Annotated in this window: 12 protein-coding genes; 3 read left to right on the plus strand and 9 right to left on the minus strand. The window is 58.9% G+C overall.

Annotation, left to right across the window (positions count from 1 at the left end):
* Positions 1-155 precede the first annotated feature (155 nt).
* From ACRC0P_RS12565 to ACRC0P_RS12605, 9 genes are all read right to left on the minus strand, one after another.
* Complete coding sequence (locus tag ACRC0P_RS12565) at positions 156-797, minus strand: OmpA/MotB family protein (protein ID WP_438631404.1); 642 nt, start codon at positions 795-797, stop codon at positions 156-158.
* Entirely contained in the window at positions 794-1603 is an 810-nt protein-coding gene (locus ACRC0P_RS12570; RefSeq protein WP_438631406.1) for a MotA/TolQ/ExbB proton channel family protein, read from the minus strand. The genes ACRC0P_RS12565 and ACRC0P_RS12570 overlap by 4 nt, the downstream gene beginning before the upstream one ends.
* A 156-nt stretch (positions 1604-1759) precedes the next feature.
* Positions 1760-2842 (minus strand): hypothetical protein, encoded by a 1083-nt coding sequence (locus ACRC0P_RS12575; protein ID WP_438631408.1) that lies wholly within the window; start codon positions 2840-2842, stop codon positions 1760-1762.
* 467 nt (positions 2843-3309) lie between these two features.
* Positions 3310-4134: a DeoR/GlpR family DNA-binding transcription regulator gene (locus ACRC0P_RS12580; RefSeq protein ID WP_438631410.1), complete on the minus strand. Its 825-nt coding sequence runs from the start codon at positions 4132-4134 to the stop codon at positions 3310-3312.
* 162 nt (positions 4135-4296) lie between these two features.
* Positions 4297-4941 (minus strand): LutC/YkgG family protein, encoded by a 645-nt coding sequence (locus ACRC0P_RS12585; RefSeq protein ID WP_438631412.1) that lies wholly within the window; start codon positions 4939-4941, stop codon positions 4297-4299.
* 265 nt (positions 4942-5206) lie between these two features.
* The gene (locus ACRC0P_RS12590) at positions 5207-6667 is read right to left on the minus strand and encodes a lactate utilization protein B (RefSeq protein WP_438631414.1); all 1461 of its coding nucleotides are present in this window, start codon (positions 6665-6667) and stop codon (positions 5207-5209) included.
* A complete protein-coding gene (locus ACRC0P_RS12595; protein ID WP_438631416.1) occupies positions 6660-7478 on the minus strand; it encodes a (Fe-S)-binding protein in 819 nt (272 codons plus the stop codon). The genes ACRC0P_RS12590 and ACRC0P_RS12595 overlap by 8 nt, the downstream gene beginning before the upstream one ends.
* 294 nt (positions 7479-7772) lie before the next feature.
* On the minus strand, positions 7773-9065 hold the full coding sequence (gene rhaI, locus ACRC0P_RS12600; RefSeq protein ID WP_438631418.1) for an L-rhamnose catabolism isomerase: 1293 nt from the start codon (positions 9063-9065) through the stop codon (positions 7773-7775).
* Between the two features lie 42 nt (positions 9066-9107).
* Entirely contained in the window at positions 9108-11213 is a 2106-nt protein-coding gene (locus ACRC0P_RS12605; RefSeq protein ID WP_438631420.1) for a bifunctional rhamnulose-1-phosphate aldolase/short-chain dehydrogenase, read from the minus strand.
* Positions 11214-11650: 437 nt separating this feature from the next.
* On the opposite strand from ACRC0P_RS12605, the gene ACRC0P_RS12610 reads away from it, so the two are divergent.
* From ACRC0P_RS12610 to bglB, 3 genes are all read left to right on the plus strand, one after another.
* On the plus strand, positions 11651-13051 hold the full coding sequence (locus ACRC0P_RS12610; RefSeq protein ID WP_438631422.1) for an FGGY-family carbohydrate kinase: 1401 nt from the start codon (positions 11651-11653) through the stop codon (positions 13049-13051).
* A gap of 167 nt (positions 13052-13218) precedes the next feature.
* Positions 13219-15936 (plus strand): exo-rhamnogalacturonan lyase family protein, encoded by a 2718-nt coding sequence (locus ACRC0P_RS12615; RefSeq protein WP_438631424.1) that lies wholly within the window; start codon positions 13219-13221, stop codon positions 15934-15936.
* Between the two features lie 64 nt (positions 15937-16000).
* Positions 16001-17107, plus strand: a complete 1107-nt coding sequence (gene bglB / locus ACRC0P_RS12620; protein ID WP_438631426.1) for a beta-galactosidase BglB — start codon at positions 16001-16003, stop codon at positions 17105-17107.
* Positions 17108-17168 lie beyond the last annotated feature (61 nt).

The raw sequence follows: 17168 nt of genomic DNA on the forward strand, positions 1-17168 counted from the left end.
CAATGCCACAGTTATTCATGTCAGTCCCCTTCTGGTTTAAGGCGCTTAGCGACCTTGTGTTTCAAAACTCAACCAGTTTAGGGGACTGACCTCCTACTGAGCTAGATCTTGGCTCGCCGCTTTATTACATCTCCTACAAAGAGGGAGGAGTTAGGTTAACGGATTAACAGCGATACCCTGCGATTTCGCGCCCGCGCCTCTTCCAGTGCCGCACCGCCTTTACCGGTCACATCCACCACCGGCCGGGTATCCGCATAGCCCACCGCGCGCAGGCGCTGGGACGAAAAGTCCATGGAGAGAAGGTGAAGAATCACGCTGCTTGCCCGCTTGCCACTGAGGCTCCAGTTGGTCTCCGTTTCCCCGTCAATCACCCGGTAGTAGGGCACGTCGTCGCTGTGCCCTTCGATGTCCACCTGGTAGTCGGTCTGATGAATCTCGTCCAACAGGGGCTTTAGGGAATCCAGGGCGCGGTTTTTGATCACGGCACTGCCCGGCGCGAACAGGGCGGCGGTATCCAGGTTCACCCTGACACCGTCTTTCGCCAGTTCGACGGAGGCGCCGGGGACACCGGGGGATTCCTCAACGATGACCCGCAGCGATTCGGCCAGTTCCACCAGGGTGTCGTCGGTGCTCCCGGTCATTACGCTGCGGAGTCTTTCAAAGGAACCCACGTCCACCTTGCTCATGGACAGGAGCATGACAAAGAAGACACACAGAATCACCATCAGGTCGCCGAAACTGATGTAAAAGGAATCGAGGCCCTCTTCGTCCTGGCCGGTCAGCTGCTCCAGCTTCATGTCTCGTCGACTTTCCTGTTCATTTTAGTGATGTCCAGCAGGCGATCTTCCCGGCGGATCAGCACGCTGATCCGGTTCATGAGCAGCTTGTGGGTTTCCACGTAAATACTGTTGTGATGTTCCAGCCGGCCGGCGAGCGGTGTGAAAACCAGTGAGCCCAGCACCGAGCCGAAAGCGGTGGTCATCAGGGCCAGGGACATGGCCGGACCGATGCTGGCGGGATCGTCCAGGGACTGCAGCACTTCGATCAGACCGATGACGGTACCCAGCAGGCCGAGCGCCGGTGCGACCTTGGCCCCCTTGTTGAGCAGCGCCGCGGCGGTTTTGCGGCCCATAAAAATAGTGGCGATCCGGTTGCCGACAAAATCCTCGATCTCCTCATAGAAGAGCTTTTGCCGGATCATGTAGATGATGTCGTTGAGCAACTCGCCGGTGATTTCCTTTCCCTCCCGCAAGTCCATGATGCTGCGGGATTTGATAATGGTTTCGTCCAACTCCTCAATGGTCGGGTTCAGGTGCTTGACCGGATTGGCAAAGAAGGAGCGTAGTACCAGGATGAGGGTTTTCACCAATGTTTCCAGGTCGAACTGGAACAGGAGAACACCGAGGGTGCCACCCACCACAAAAAAGAAGCTGCGGAAGTCGTTGAAGAGAATAAGCTCCTGGGAGCCCGTGCCCGCGCCGAGATCCATGCCCACTGCGTTGAACAGCACGGCCACCAGAAGGCCGACGCTGAACACTACGGTGATGGGATCAAAGCGCTTCTTCGATACGGTCAGGTATTCTTTGTTGAGCAGACTGTTCACAAAATTTCCCAAATCCTGGTTGGAATTTAACTACTTGCGCCCAAGGCAGCTAACTCCCTTGTAGGAGCCTGCTTGCAGGCGAATAGCGGGTGGACAAAGCCCGCCAATTTTCCCCTGCAAGCAGGCTCCTACAGGGGCGAGTAGTGACGTTGGAATTTAGTCGTCGCTTATGGGCACCAGCTGGTTGCGGCCTATGTCACCGACGATAAACTGTTCGTGTACACGGACGATAAAATCGCCCGGTTGTAACTCGCTGAGCACGGAGAAGTGCACCACATGGCCCTCGCTCATGGATACCAGTACCTTCATGCCTCGCCGCAGGCTCTTGATGGTATCCGCTTCCAGGTCATTGACGGCCTTTACCTGGAGTTCATTGCGCCGGGAGTCCCTGGCCTTGAACGCGTCACCTTCCACGTAAAGCAGTTCCGCCGTTCGCCGCTCCACATCGGACGCCTCCCGGTTGTCCAGGAAGATGATGCCGAGCGGCACATCCTGTTCTTCGTCGAAAATGGCTAGGCAGCGGGCCTGGAACCGGGGGACCCGGTCCAACAGGTGGGTGGGAACCTCAAATTCCTTGCGCTGGCTGCTCAGCTTCACGGTGCGGCGCCTCAGGTCCACCTGTTTCACCTTGCAGATGCGCACGTTGTCCGGCAGCACCTTCTGGGAGTCCAGCGCCCGCGATGCCCGGCTCAGTGACTTCTGCTCCCTGTTCAGTTGGAGGGTCAGTGCGCTGACCTGTTCCTGCAATTCCTTGTTTTTCCGCTTGAGTTCAGCTGCTTCGCTTTTTAAGTCCTTGAGCTTTTTCAGTTCCGGATCGGACTGCAAGGTCTCGTTTCCGCTCTGGGACTCGTATTTGGAAATCTCGTCGTAAAAGCTTTGCAGGATCGCGCCGATCCTGTTTTTTTGCGGAAGCTCGAAGCGGATGCAGGCGTTGTACTCGTTGACCTTGAGGGTCGAGCCCGCGCGACTGGTGCCGGTTTTGGCGTAGGCGGCAAAAGCGAAGCTGTCGAGGCAGGCGAGTATGTTTTCCAGGTTGGAAACAAAGCCGTGGGCCTCCAGAACGGTCTTGATGGTGCTGACCGGGTCGTCGAACAGCACTTTGTCCATAGTGACATAGAAGAACTTGCCATCCTGGTCATAACCGGCGATGGAAAGATCTTTGTTCAGAGAAGCCTTGGAGAACTCCGCTTCGCCTTTTTCGGCGATTACCTTCAGTTGTGTCTTGTCGAAGATTGCCACTTGCCACTACCCCAGGATTCCGGCGGCGGAAACGCTTGTTTTAGTATTCACCAGGGCTGCCGCACTGATGTTTTCGCGTTTGGCCGAGTATATACGATTTGGGGTTGAAGGATATGAACGCAGTGTGCCTGGGACAGGATTGACTACTGCCAGGGCGGTAGAATCCGGGTAAACGTGAAACAGTTCACGTTGGGGGGCCTGATCCAGGAGGGACGTCTTTCACGATTGGGGGGAAAACACACAAAACGGACCTCACAACGGAGACGCATTCTTTGCCTGGAGAAGTAGTCACGATTTGCAACAATTGACCGTAATTGCTACCCCTGTAGGAGCGGCGGGGCGGCCATCCGACATGCCCGCGAACAGAGGCCGATCGCGGGCATGGCCCGCTCCTACAGGGTGGTTCCCCTAAGCCAACGCACGTTCTCTATGAGTGAGTAGTTACCAATTGACTAAAAATAAGCGTTTTAAATAGCGGCTTCGTTAGCTTCCGCTCCGGCCCTGGCCGGCGCTTCCACAATCACAATCCTGATACCCTGGGCTTCAAACATGCGGAGCATATCTGGATCGGCCTGGCTGTCGGTAATCAGCACATCCACGTCGGCCAGGGCGCTGAAAATGAAATTGCTGCGTCTTCCCAGTTTGGAGCTGTCCGCCAGTATGATCAGTTGATCGGCCTGTTTTCGGAGCTTTTGTTCCGCGCGAATCAGCAGTGGGTCGGATTCCATAACACCAAACTCACCGATACCCGGGGTTCCCATAAACATCTTGCTGCCGTGGTAATACTGGATGGTGTCGTTTTCAAAGGCGCTCAGGATAATGCCTTGTTTGCGGTAGATCTCTCCGCCGGGCAGGGTGATCTGGTTGTCGCTGTTCTCTGAAAGCTCCTGCGCCAAAACGAAAGAGTTGGTGAGGATGTTGAGCTGCCGGTGGGCCAGAAATTCGCCCATCATATAGGTGGAGCTACCTCCATTAATAATAATGGATTCACCGTCCTCGCAGAGTTCAACGGCTTTGCGGGCGATCAGCCGCTTGACGCCGGTCTGTTTCTTTTTGTCGACCAGGAACGCCGAGCCGGTCAGGTGTGGCCGCTTCACTTTTTTCTCACTCAGGGGAAGGGCTTCAGCACCGCCGCGGATTTTCCTCAGTTGTCCTTCCCGCGCCATTTTGGTGAGATCCCGGCGGATGGTGGCTTCCGAGGCATTCAGCTGGCTCGACAGGCTGCGCACACTGGCGAACTGCTGCTCGTCGAGGATATCGATAATCAACTGGTGGCGTTGTTTTTCCAGCACGGGAGCTACCTGTCTTTTGCGGGATTTGGTTGTAGTGTCAGCTATTTTATCCATATCTAATCATAACTGCAGTAGCTTGAATGCTTATCAAGCAATATAAGTAGAATAGTTTCAAATTTGACGCAAAAAATATAAAAGTGATTGCTTTTGATTGCCTGGGGGCTAGCCGACAATGACATAGTCCGTCCATTTTGGACCGTGAGCGCCGATCTGGATCTGTTGTTCGACGTCCGCGGTACGGGACGGGCCGGTAATGAGATTGACGGTGCGGGGCATCTGGCCGTTGAATCGCTGCCGTAGCCGGCTCCAGACCTCCTCCTGGTAGGCGACGATATCCGCCGGATCCAGGGTAACAATCAGGCGTTGCACCAGAAACAGCGAACTGCTGGGGCAGTCCCGGCTGACGGAGACAATGGTTCCGGTTTCGGCAATACCGGCATAGCCTCTGGCCAGGCCCCAGTCGGTCCCCTGGCGAATCCGCTCAAGTGTTTCAATCGGTGCCCACTGCAAGCCGGCGTCGGCGAACTGCGGGGACACAACCACACCGGGTGTTTGATCCAGCTCCGCCGCCCGCGCCGCCACCCAGCGGGGCAGCTCTTCCAGCGTTTCGATGCGGTGCACCTCCGCGCCGTTGTCGGCGGCGGCGCCACTGAAGGTTTCCACTGTTGCAGCGGACAGGGGCGGCTGCACAGGCGAATGTGTTTGCAGCGTCAGCTTCGCAAAGGCTTCTTCAATATTCACCGCTGCGCTCCGTTTATTCAGGGCCTGGCGGATGCGCGAGAGGGTTGCCGTTCGGGCATTGCTCATGGTCACTCCTTTCGTTATGGCCCCGGCAATGTGGGAGCCTGCTTGTGACCGCCATGGATGGCGGAATGCCGCCCAGCGGAGTGCCGCCCAGCGGAATGCCGCCCAGCGGAAATGCAGGTTTTGCAGGAGCAAAAAACTGCCAGGCGATGGAAGCAGTGCTGGTAGGAGCGTAGGGTGCGCCGTGCGCACCAAAAGTCTGAGGCCCCACCAGCCCTGGAGCGGTGCGCACGGCGCACCCTACGATTGAACTCCGAAACTTGAGTTATTACCCCACAGGGGGTTTTGCCTTGACTTCATTGGTGTCTGTGCTTGCGCGGCGCCACTGGGACTGAAAGCTGCCCCCCTGGGGCGCGGGGAAATCCCGGTGCGCCGTCCAGCCGCCGAGCAGCGGCAGCCGGCTGAAGCGACCCCGCCTGGCCCCCTGCAGGGCGGCAACCCTTGTGCCGATACTGGTGAGTGCGCCGTACAGTCGCGGCGACGCGGCGAGCGCGCAAAAGGCCCTGGTGATCCAGTACCCGAATCCTTTGTGTTGCGCTTCCCGTTGCTCCTGGATACGCAGTTTGCGCATCAGGTCGGGCAGGGGAATCCTGACCGGGCACACGGATTCGCAGCGCCCGCAGAAGGTGCTGGCGTTGGGCAACTGGTAATCGCCCTCGCGGTGGCGCAGCAGTGGTGTCAGGACGGCGCCCATGGGGCCCGGGTAGACGCTGTCATAGGTGTGGCCGCCGACTGTCTGGTAGACGGGGCAATGGTTCATACAGGCACCGCAGCGGATGCAGTGGAGCATCTCCTGGTACTCGCTGCCCAGCAACTGGCTGCGGCGGTTGTCGAGCAACACCACGTGGAAAGCTTCCGGGCCGTCTTTGTCGGTGTCGCCCCTGGCGCCGGTAAAGAAGGAGGTGTATGTGGTAGTCGGCTGGCCGGTGGCGCTGCGGGCGAGTACCCGCAAAATTGCACTGGCATCCTCCCAGGTGGGCACCACTCTGTCGATGGTGGTGGTGACGATATGGGCCCGGGGCAGGGTGGCGGTGAGGTCGCCGTTGCCTTCATTGGTGGCGATGGCGACGGTGCCGGTTTCGGCAATCAGCAGGTTGGCGCCGGTGATGCCGATATCGGCGCTGAGAAACCGGTCGCGGATGACTTGCCGCGCCTCGTCGACGATGGCTTCCACGGCGCTCAGGTCCCGCTCCCCTAAAGGGTGGTGATGCAGGAACAGATCCTGTATCTGGGCCCGCGTCTTGTGCAACGCCGGGGCGACGATATGGCTGGGCGGCTCCTTGGCCAGTTGCAGAATATACTCGCCCAGATCCGTTTCGAAGGGGGTGATGCCGGCTTCTTCCAGGGCCTCGTTGAGGTAGACCTCCTCGCCCACCATGGACTTGCCTTTGGTTACCCGCGCGGCGGCGTGTTGCGCGCACAGTTGCAGGACGATTTCCCGCATCTGCGCCGGTGTTTCGGCCCAGTGCACCTGGCCGCCGGCTTGGGTAACCTTTTGTTCAAAGTGCAGCAGGTAGATATCCAGGTCCTGCAGCGCCTTCTGTCGCACCGCGCGGGCGCGATCGCGCATGGCTTCGAAATTGGGAACCCGGGCCACCGCCGCGGAGCGTTTATCGACAAAACCCCGCCCGGCCTTGGCCAGTGCCTGTTGCAGTTGGGAATCGGCGAGTGCATCGCCGGCGCGATAGATAAAATCCTTGTCCGGCACGTAGGCTTGCACGCTACTCATGGGGTATTTGCGCCTCTGTGCCTTCGCCGATGGCCGGAGCGTCGAGATCGCCCGCCAACACTTCCGCCACATGGCGCACCTGCACCTTGGGGAGCTGGGGGTTTTCGCTTTGCTGCCGCTGGATTTTGCCGGCGATATTCAGCAGGCAGGAAAGATCACCGCCCAGCAGCAGGTCGGCGCCCGCATCGCGGGCGTTGCTCACCTTGTCGGTAACCATGCGGTTGGAGATCGCCGGGAACTTGACACAAAAGGTGCCGCCGAATCCACAGCAGGCTTCGGTATCGCGCATTTCCGTGATGTCGACCCCGGCGCACCGCTTGAGCAGCTGGCGGGGCTGGTTGCGGATATTGAGTTCGCGCAGTCCCGCGCAGCTGTCGTGGTAGGTGATATTGCGCTGTGCCGGATTGCAGTTGGGGGCCGCCGGTTGGTAGTCGATTACCTCTGCCAGAAAGGTGGTCAGTTCATAGACTTTGGCGCAGAAGCGCTCAACCCGATCGAAACGGGAATCATCGCGAAACAGCGCCGGGTAATGAAGCCGGATCATGCCGCCGCAGGAACCGGAGGGGAGCACGACATAGTCGAAGGGTTCGAAATCTTCCACGATGCGCCAGGCAAGTTTTCGGGTCGCTTGCGGGTCGCCGTTATTGAAAGCGACCTGACCGCAGCAACTCTGCGGCGGCACACTGACGCGGCAACCGGCCTGTTCCAGCAATTTGGCGGTGGCGAAGCCGACACTGGGGCGAATCAGGTCCACGGGACAGGTGGCGAAAAGGCCGACATGGAGGGGTGAGCCCGATGATGCAGAGTTCATGGTTCTTTTTTCTCGTTAAAACCTTTGGCCCGAATTAAGTGATGCTTCCTCCGTAGGATGGGCACAAATCGGCGGTCCTGCCGATTTGTGCCCATCCTACAAAATATCGTCTCCGGCTTAAGTTGTAGGGTGTGCCACGCGCATCACCCGGTGCGAGGCCGCCATGGATGGCGGTCATGCAGAGAACGCATGGAGCAGATCTGCCACGGCGCACCCTACGTTCGTTGAGTTGCGAGCCCCCAGTACCAATCAAAAAAAAGCGCCGGCTAGCCGGCGCAGACGAGGAGAGAAAATCTAGACAATACCGGAACTGCTGCCGCCGGAGGCGGGCCGTTTTTTGCCGGCTTGCGCGCGGTAGCCGGAGGCCCGGTAAGCGGCGATCGGATCGATGGCTCCGTCGCTGCGCAGGCGCGCCATGGCCAGAATCGGCGAGACGTCGATATTGAACGCGGCTTTCAGGGTGTTGCTGGCCATTAGCGCGTCGTTGTTTTCCTGATAGTTGTTCAGGGCCTCGCGATCCACCAGCAGGGCCTTGATATAGGAGCGCTGCACTTCGGCTGCGGAATTGATCAGGCTTTCAATCGGGTCGGTCACGTTGTGGGATTGATCCAGCATATAGGCGGGCCCGAAACCGTCCTGCTGGCGGTACTCCGCATCCACCAACTCGTTGAAGATCAGGAACTGCTGGTAGGGGTGCAGCGAGCCGCTGTCCAGGTCATCGTCGCCGTACTTGCTGTCGTTGAAGTGAAAGCCGCCGAGTTTTTTGAACTGGATCAGGCGCGAGACGATCATTTCGATATTGACGTTGGGGGCGTGGTGCCCGAGGTCCACCAGCGATTTGCATTTGTCGCCCAGTTCCATGGCGGCGAGAATATTGCTGCCCCAGTCCTGGATCACCGTGGAGTAGAAGGCGGGTTCAAACATTTTGTGTTCGATATGCATTTCCCAGCCGTCCGGCAGGGCGCTGTAGATGGTGCGTGCGCTGTCCAGGTAGCGCTCGAAGGCGCGCTGGAAATGCTGCTGGCCGGGGTGGTTGGAGCCGTCCCCGACCCATACCGTCAGGGCCTGTGAACCCAGCTGGCGGCCCCATTCGATGCACATCAGGTTGTGGGCGACGGCCTGTTCGCGCGCTGCTGCCGCGGTGTGGCTGAGGCTGCCGTATTTGTAAGAGTGCGCCTGGCCCGGCTGGTCCTGGAAGGTATTGGAGTTGACCGAGCCCCAGCCCATACCAAAGCTGTCGGCGTACTGCTTCAGTTCGGAAAAATCCTCCACCTGGTCCCAGGGGAAGTGCGGCGAGATGAGTGGGGTGCAGGACGAGAGCTGGTGAATCACCGCGCAGTCCTCGACCTTTTCAAAGATATTCCGCGGTTCGCCAACGCCGGGGAAGCGGGCGAAGCGGGTGCCGCCGGTACCGGCGCCCCAGGAGGGCACGGCCAGTTCGAAGGTCCGGGCGCGCTCTGTGAGCTGCTCGATATCCAGCCCCGTGCGGGACAGCTTCTCGCCCAGGGCGTCGTAGTCTTTGTGCAGGTCCCGGGCGAGCTTCTCATTCTGCTCAGCGATCAGGGTTGATGGGATAGCTTCTTCCATTATTGTCTTCCCTCTACGGTTTTCTCTTTTGGGGCGACCGGCTCAGCGGGTAAACGACGGCGCGTGCCCCGCGTCCACATTGATTATATTACCGGTGGACTTGGCCGACAGGTCGGAAACCAGGAAGTATACGGCCTCGGCGATATCTTCCGGCAGGACATCGCGCTTGAGCAGGCTGCGCTCGCGGTAGTGCCCCTCGAGATCACCTTCTTCCATTTGGTAAGCCGCGGCACGTTCCTCCCGCCACTTGCCGGTCCATATTTTGGAGCCGCGCAGCACCGCATCCGGGTTGACCACATTGCAGCGAATGCCCAGCGGTGCCCCTTCCAGGGCGACGCCGCGCGCGAGTTGGAGTTCCGCCGCCTTGGCGGTGCAATAGGCAGAGGCATTGGGCGAGGCCACCAGCCCGTTCTTGCTGGCCACGAATACCATGGCGCCGCCGGTGTTCTGCGTTTTCATCAGCTTGAAGCCCTCGCGGCTGACCAGGAAGTAGCCCGTCGCCAGAATACTGATGTTCCGGTTCCATAATTCCAGACTGGTTTCGTCCAGCGCGGCGGAACTGGCGATACCGGCGTTGGAGACCAGGATATCCAGTCCGCCAAAGGCGAGTGATGTCGCGGCCATGGCATCTGCGACCGCCGTTTCGCTGGTCACATCGCAGTGCGTCCCGCGCACTACGTCCGGGCCGTAGACCGCCGAGAGCTCGGCGACGGCGGTCTCCAACGCCTCCCGGTCGATATCGGCCAGCATCACACAGGCGCCTTCGTGCAACATGCGCACGGCACTGGCTTTGCCGATGCCGCCGGCACCACCGGTGATGAAGGCGACGCGGCCGGCCAGTGACTTGGGTTTGGGCATGCGCTGCAATTTCGCTTCCTCGAGTAACCAGTACTCGATATCAAACGCTTCCTGTTCGTCCAGGCCAACATATTCGCCGACGCCATTGGCCTCGCGCATCACGTTGATGGCGTTGATATAGAATTCGCCGGCGATGCGGGCGGTGGCTTTGTCCTTGGCGAAGGTGATCATGCCCACCCCGGGGATCAGGTAGACCACGGCGTTGGGGTCGCGCATGGCCGGGCTGGTGTCGCGCTTGCAGCGCTGATAATACGCGGTGTAATCCTCGCGGTAGGTCGCCAACTGCTGACCCAGTTGTTCCACGCAACGCGCCAGTTCGCTGTCCAGGTCGGCAGCGGCGGGATCGAAGTCGATAACCAGGGGGCGGATTTTGGTGCGCAGGAAATGATCGGGACAGGAAGTGCCCAGGGCCGCCAGCGTTGTCAGTTCGCGGGAGTTTACAAACTGCAGAATGGTGGCGGAATCATCGAAGTGACCGATCTTGCGCTGGGCGTTGGTGATATTGCCGCGGATCAGGGGCATCAGCCTGGCGGCCACGGACTTGCGCTTCTCTGTATCAAGGGGGGAGTCCAGGTCATAGCGGCTCCCGCCGAACGCCTCGTTTGTATTGTTGGCCGCCAGCCAATCGGCGGCCCGCTGGATAATATCCAGCGTGTTGAGATAGCAGTCCTTCGACGTCGGCCCCCAGGTAAAAATGCCGTGACCTTCGAGGACTATGCCTTTCAGGTGCGGATTGCCGGTCGCCGTCTTTTCCAGTTTCAGGCCCAGGTCGTAGCCGGGCCGCTGCCAGGGCAGCCAGCCCATATCGCCGCCAAAGATCACCTCCGTCAGCTCCCTGCTGTTTTTTGTGCAGGCGACGGCGATGGCCGCGTCCGGGTGCATATGGTCCACGTGGGCGTGGGGTATATAGGCATGCAGGGGAGTGTCGATACTGGCGGCGCGGGGATTCAGGTTGAAGGTGCAGTGGGGCAGGTATCCCACCATCTCGTCTTCGTGTTCGAGGCCCCGGTAGAGGCCCTTCAGTTGCTGCAGCTTATCCATGTAGAGGGTGGAAAAACCGTCCAGTTCGATAGAGCCCAGATCGCCGCCGGAGCCCTTGACCCAGAGTACCTGCGTTTCCTCACCGATCAGCGGATCGCGCATAAAGATCTTGGCGGATGTATTGCCGCCACCGTAGTTGGTGATGCGCAGGTCGGACCCCAGAAGATTGGAGCGATATTTCAATTGTTCGGCTTCGCTCATGCCGGATGCCAACTGGTCATCCCAAAGGTTCTGTAGGGGTGAGCTCATCTAAATTCACTCTTTTTTATTGACTTGAACGACTGCTCTGCTGGAAGCAGGGATATTGGTATTTTTCTGAGTGAAAATGATTGTATATGATTGAATTGAGTGCGGTCAAATGGAGTTTTGAGGCTATTATGACTAAAGAAATTGCAAAATCTGTCATCGATCCATAGTATTGATCGGTGTGAAATCGGGCGCCGCGAGCTCGAGTGGCTCTCCCGAGGTCGTCGGGCCCGGCCCGCATTTCCCGTAAAGATCCGTAGCGAGGCGGTTTCGCGGCGTGACTTTCGCGACAGGAGGAGCGCACAGGCGTCTTGCAGTGTATGTCGAGCACTCCGGCTGAGCGAAAGCCTGCCAGATCTTGCTCTGGGGCCGCCGCGGTAGGAAATTTGTGAGAAATGCGGGCTATAGGATATGCAAATAATCGACTGAGATCGCCGCCAATGAGTCACAAGCTGATCCTGGATGTGGGGAAAACCCACATCAAACTTCATCTTCTCGATAGCGCCGGAGAATCGGTTTTTTCCCGCGAGGCGCCTAACCGGGTATTGGAAAGCGCGCCCTATCCCCATTTCGATATCGAGGGCCTTTGGCAGTGGATGCTGGCGGGAATAAGAGAAGCGGCCCGGGAGTATCCGGTTTCGGCCATCAGCATCACCACCCACGGCGCGGCGGCTGCACTGATCAACCGCCATGGGGGAGACGCGGGTTTGGTATTGCCCGTTCTGGACTACGAATATACTGGTATCGAAAGTTGTAATTCCCAGTACGACCGCTTGCGCCCCGAATTTTCCGAGACTTATTCGCCGACCCTGCCGGCCGGCCTGAACCTGGGACGCCAGCTCTATTGGCAACGGCAACAGTATCCCGAGGCATTCGCCCGGGTGACGGATATCCTTATGTATCCGCAATACTGGGCGTGGCGATTAACGGGGCAGTGCTGTTCGGAAGTAACTTCACTGGGATGCCATACAGATCTTTGGTCGCCGCTGACAGCTGATTTCTCTTCGTTGGTGGAAAACCTGAGATGGCGGCACCTGTTCCCCCGGGTGGTCCCGGGATGGGCCCAGCTCGGATGTGTCAGGCCGGAGATCGGGAAGCTGACCGGACTCCCGGATTCCTGTCGCGTATTCGCCGGTGTTCACGACAGCAACGCCAGTTTTTTGCGTTACCGGGCCAGCTGTGCCCACAAACCCTTTACGGTAATTTCTACCGGGACCTGGTCGATTCTGATGGCAGCGGGCATACCGTTGACGGGATTGGATGCCGGCCGCGATATGTTGGCCAATGTGGATGTCACCGGGCAGCCGGTGGCCTGCGCGCGGTTTATGGGTGGGCGGGAATACGCGGCTGTGTGCAAGCGGGCGGGGGCGGCAATCGATGAGCAATACGGTGAAGCTGAACTGCAGAAACTGATCGATGCGGGTACCATGGCGCTGCCGGATTTCAGCGGCGGCAGCGGCCCTTTCCCGGGCCGGGAAGGCAGGCTTGAAGGTGTTGTTCCCACTGGTTGTGGAGCTGCGCTGGCCTCGCTGTACTGCGCCCTGATGTTGGATTACCTGCTGGATCAGCTCGATGCGCGGGGCGACATTTTTATTGAGGGTGCTTTTTTGAAGAATCCCAATCTGTGTGCATTGCTGACGCAGTTGCGGAGCCATCAGCGAGTCTGGCTGTCCGCGGATGACACGGGCACGGTGCAGGGATGCGCATCTCTGGTGGATTGGGGCGGGGAAGTCAACAGACCGCTCGTGGAAGGTGGTGGGGCAATGCGCCTGAAAAATCTCGAACGCTATAAGCGGCGATGGCGCATGGCTCTGGGATCCGTTGTGTCGGTAGCTGAATAGCTTTCTTCACCTGGAGCCTTTACCGTTATGGCGGCATTCTTTCCCACATTATCAGTCAACTACAATCATATATTGTCACAATAAGTCATTTGCGATATAAAGACCTCAACCCGCTTTATGCCGCTTCATTGCGCCGGGCGATCAATAATAACGAAAGAATCACAATTATGGATCGACGCGATTTTCTCAAGAAAGGTGCACTGGCCGCCTCCCTGCCCCTGGCGGGGCAGGGTATGCATACGGCTTCGGCGCCCGCCCTCCTCCGTTCCCCTCTCCCCCCGTTGCGCAAAGAAGGCCACTTGAGCTGGCTGGATGGGGAGGAGCCTGTTGTCAAATCCGGTGCCACTTGGGGACAGGCGTGGCCCCGGGGAGTGCTTGAACCCGGGCGGGCACTCTGTCTGGTCAATGAGCGGGGCGGCAAGGCGGCGCTGCAGAGCTGGCCCACGGCCTACTGGCCCGATGGCAGTGTCAAATGGACGGCACATGCCGTACCCGCCAACACTGCGCTGGGGGGACAGTTCCGGGTCGAAAAAGGTCTGAGTCCGGCGCCGGTGAAGGCGGTTCGCGTCGAAAACCGGCGCGACAGATTTGAAGTGGATACGGGTGTTGTGCGCTGGGTAATCCCCAAGCGCGGTCCGCATATTATCCGGGAAATGCTGCGTGACGATCGTTTGATTGCAAAAAATGCCAGGCTCATCGGCCTTGTACAGGACGGCGTTGAAATTGAATCCGCGGTCCAGACAGAGTCGTTCCGGGCCCACATCAACCGGGCTACGGCGGAGCAACAGGGGCCCGTTCGCGCGGTCATCAAAATGGAAGGTGTGCACCGCACCGAGACGGGTCGCGAATGGTTGCCCTTCAGTTTGCGTTTGTATTTCTATGCCGGCGGGGAGTCGCTGCGTGTCAGTCACAACTTTATCTACGACGGAGACGATCAAAAAGATTTTATCCGCGGATTGGGTTTCCGCTTCGAGGTGATTCAGCGCGACGAACCCTACAACCGGCATGTGCGGTTTGTGGGTGAGGATAGCGGCCTCTGGAGTGAATCGCCGCAGGGTATCACCGGCCTGCGCAGGGACCCCGGGCGCGCCGTCAGGCAGGCGCAAATAGACGGCGTCGCCACGCCCCCGCTCAGCGAGTGGGACAGCCGGGTCAGCAGCCGCATGCATTGGGTGCCGGTGTGGAATGACTACAGCCTCTCCCAACTGAACGCGAATGGTTTTTCCATCAAGAAGCGAACCAAAAGCGGTCACGGCTGGATAGATGCCGCCCAGGGGCAGCGGGCCAGCGGCGTGGGCTACCTGGGCGGAGTCTCCGGCGGTGTACTCTTGGGCATGCGGGATTTCTGGCAGCTGCACCCGACTCAAATCGATATCCGCAATGCCGGTCGGGAGGTGTCCGAAGCCACCCTCTGGTTCTGGTCGCCCGAAGCGCCCCCCATGGATGTGCGTTTCTATCACGACGGTATGGGGCAGGAGACCTATGAGCAACAGCTCGACGCCCTCAATATCACTTACGAGGATTACGAGCCGGGCTTTGGAAGCGCCTACGGCGTCGCTCGCAGCACGGATTTTACCCTGTACGTTTTAGGGGCCACCCCATCGCGGGCCGATACTATCGCGCTCGCGGATACCATTCGCAAACCGGCTCAAGTTGTTGCTGCCCCGGAGGACTACCTCAAAGCGGGCGTATTCGGTTCCCTGTGGAGCCTGCCCGACAGATCGACACCGATGAAAAAGGCCATTGAAGAAAGGCTGGCCTGGTCGGTGCAGTACTACAGGAAGCAGATAAACCAGCACCACTGGTACGGCTTCTGGAACTACGGCGACATAATGCACACCTACGACGCCGACCGCCACGTGTGGCGCTACGACGTCGGCGGCTATGCCTGGGACAATTCGGAGCTGTCCCCGGACCTGTGGCTCTGGTATTCCTTTCTGCGCACCGGCGACCCGGACACCTTCCGCATCGCCGAAGCCATGACCCGCCACAATCGCGATGTGGATATCTATCACCTCGGCCGTTTCAAGGGGCTGGGAACCCGCCACAACGTGCAGCACTGGGGCTGCAGTGCCAAACAGCTGCGCATCAGCACCTCGGCCTACCGGCGTTTTCACTATTTCCTGACTGGTGATGAACGAACCGGCGATGTGCTCAACGAAGTCATCGAATCCGACCGCGCACTCGCCGAGTTGAACGCGACGCGCAAGGTGTCAAGCGGGGTGCCTGTCCCCGGAAAAGCCAAAATTGGCGTGGGCACCGACTGGGGTTCCGCCGCCGCCAACTGGCTGACGGCCTGGGAGCGCACCGGTGACGACAAATACCGGCGCTGGTTGGAGAATGCGATGCGGGTTATCGGCGGCCATCCCCAGGGATTTTTTGCCGGCGCCTTCGGCTTTGATGTCGACAGCAAGAAACTACTTCCCCCACCGGACAAGGGGCCGGCGCTGTCACACCTCAGCGCTGTCTTCGGCCTGATTGAAGTATGCACTGAATTGAACCAGCTGATCGATGTGCCCGAATTCAAGGCTGCATGGTTGCGGTACGGCAGGTACTACAGCGCCAGTGACGCGGAGCAGAAGGCCGAGCTGGGCAGGCCTTTCCACAATAACAGCCTGACCGTGGCCCACTCGCGCCTGACCGCCTATGTGGCGGTGCAGGAAGGTGACAGGGCGTTGGCTCGGCGCGCCTGGAAAGAATTTACCCGCGAGCGGGAGTTTACGCACCAATGGACAGGAAGAAAACTGGCCACGCAGGAAATCACCGGACCGGACGTATTAAATCCCATCATTGAAGTGCCCTGGGTATCGACCAATGACGCCGCGCAATGGGGACTGGCGGCCATTCAGAATCTCGCGCTGATAGTGGGTGGGCTCGAAGGCTGATAAAAAATTAGAGTTCTCGTAGGATGGGCGGCGGTGAGTAGTTACATTGAGGGAAGTGAACAATATGCCAAAGAATGCGCACAATATCTCTTACGACACGGTTCAATACAGCATAGAGAAGCTGATCGACAACCTGGTCAACATCACAGACGAAAGCGGTGAGTTTCTCCTGGAGCTGGAAGACGGCCGGGTGATAGACACCAAGGGCTGGAACGGCTGGGAGTGGACCCACGGCATCGGCCTCTACGGCTTGCTCAAATACTGGGATATCGCCGGCAACGAAAAAGCCAGGGAGATTATCGAAGCCTGGTTCAGGGACCGCTTTGCCGAAGGAACCACTACCAAGAACGTCAATACGGTGGCCCCCTTCCTGACCCTGGCCTACCTGCAGGAGCGCTCCGGTGAACGCAGTTACCTGCCCTACCTGGATGTATGGGCGGAATGGATTATGCGCGACATGCCGCGTACCGAAGAAAACGGGCTGCAGCATATCGTCTACAACTCGGAAAATTACCAGCAATTATGGGACGACACACTCATGATGAGTGTGCTCCCGCTGGCAAAGATTGGCCTGCTGCTGAATCGCCCCCACTACGTCGAAGAGGCCAAACGCCAGTTTATGCTGCACACCAAGTACCTGGCGGACAGGAAAACTGGCTTGTGGTTTCATGGCTGGACGTTTGACGGCCGGCACAACTTCGCCGACGCCCTCTGGGCGCGGGGCAACTGCTGGGTCACCATCGCCATACCGGAGTTTATAGAACTTCTCGACCTGGCGCCGTCCGACGGCCTGAGACAGTTCCTTATTGAAACGCTTGAGTCACAGGTAAAAGCCCTGGTCGATTGCCAGGATGACAGTGGTCTCTGGCACACGTTGCTCGACGATCCGGACTCCTACCTTGAGGCATCGGCCGCGGCCGGATTTGCCTACGGCATATTGAAAGCCGTGCGCAAAGGCTATCTGCCAAAGAAATATGAATACTCTGGAATCAGGGCTGTGAAGGCTGTACTGAAAAATATCGATGAAAGCGGAGAATTGCGGCAGGTATCCTTTGGAACGCCGGTATTCGACGACTTGCAAGGGTACAGGGATATCCCGCTGACCTCCATGCCCTACGGGCAGTCGATGGCGATTCTGGCCCTGGTTGAATATATGAACTACTACATCTAATCACCGGGAGCACGTAGGGTGCGCTGTGCGCACCGCAAGAGCCCCGGTGGTTCGCGCGGCG

The organism is Microbulbifer sp., assembly GCF_051659245.1.
Classification (GTDB): domain Bacteria; phylum Pseudomonadota; class Gammaproteobacteria; order Pseudomonadales; family Cellvibrionaceae; genus Microbulbifer.

What these genes read in the sequence shown, in the direction of transcription:
- ACRC0P_RS12565 (WP_438631404.1), bottom strand. Translation starts at nt 797, where the DNA reads ATGAAGCTGGAGCAGCTGACCGGCCAGGACGAAGAGGGCCTCGATTCC.
- ACRC0P_RS12585 (WP_438631412.1), bottom strand. Translation starts at nt 4,941, where the DNA reads ATGAGCAATGCCCGAACGGCAACCCTCTCGCGCATCCGCCAGGCCCTG.
- ACRC0P_RS12590 (WP_438631414.1), bottom strand. Translation starts at nt 6,667, where the DNA reads ATGAGTAGCGTGCAAGCCTACGTGCCGGACAAGGATTTTATCTATCGC.
- ACRC0P_RS12595 (WP_438631416.1), bottom strand. Translation starts at nt 7,478, where the DNA reads ATGAACTCTGCATCATCGGGCTCACCCCTCCATGTCGGCCTTTTCGCC.
- rhaI (WP_438631418.1), bottom strand. Translation starts at nt 9,065, where the DNA reads ATGGAAGAAGCTATCCCATCAACCCTGATCGCTGAGCAGAATGAGAAG.
- ACRC0P_RS12605 (WP_438631420.1), bottom strand. Translation starts at nt 11,213, where the DNA reads ATGAGCTCACCCCTACAGAACCTTTGGGATGACCAGTTGGCATCCGGC.
- ACRC0P_RS12610 (WP_438631422.1), top strand. Translation starts at nt 11,651, where the DNA reads ATGAGTCACAAGCTGATCCTGGATGTGGGGAAAACCCACATCAAACTT.
- ACRC0P_RS12615 (WP_438631424.1), top strand. Translation starts at nt 13,219, where the DNA reads ATGGATCGACGCGATTTTCTCAAGAAAGGTGCACTGGCCGCCTCCCTG.
- bglB (WP_438631426.1), top strand. Translation starts at nt 16,001, where the DNA reads ATGCCAAAGAATGCGCACAATATCTCTTACGACACGGTTCAATACAGC.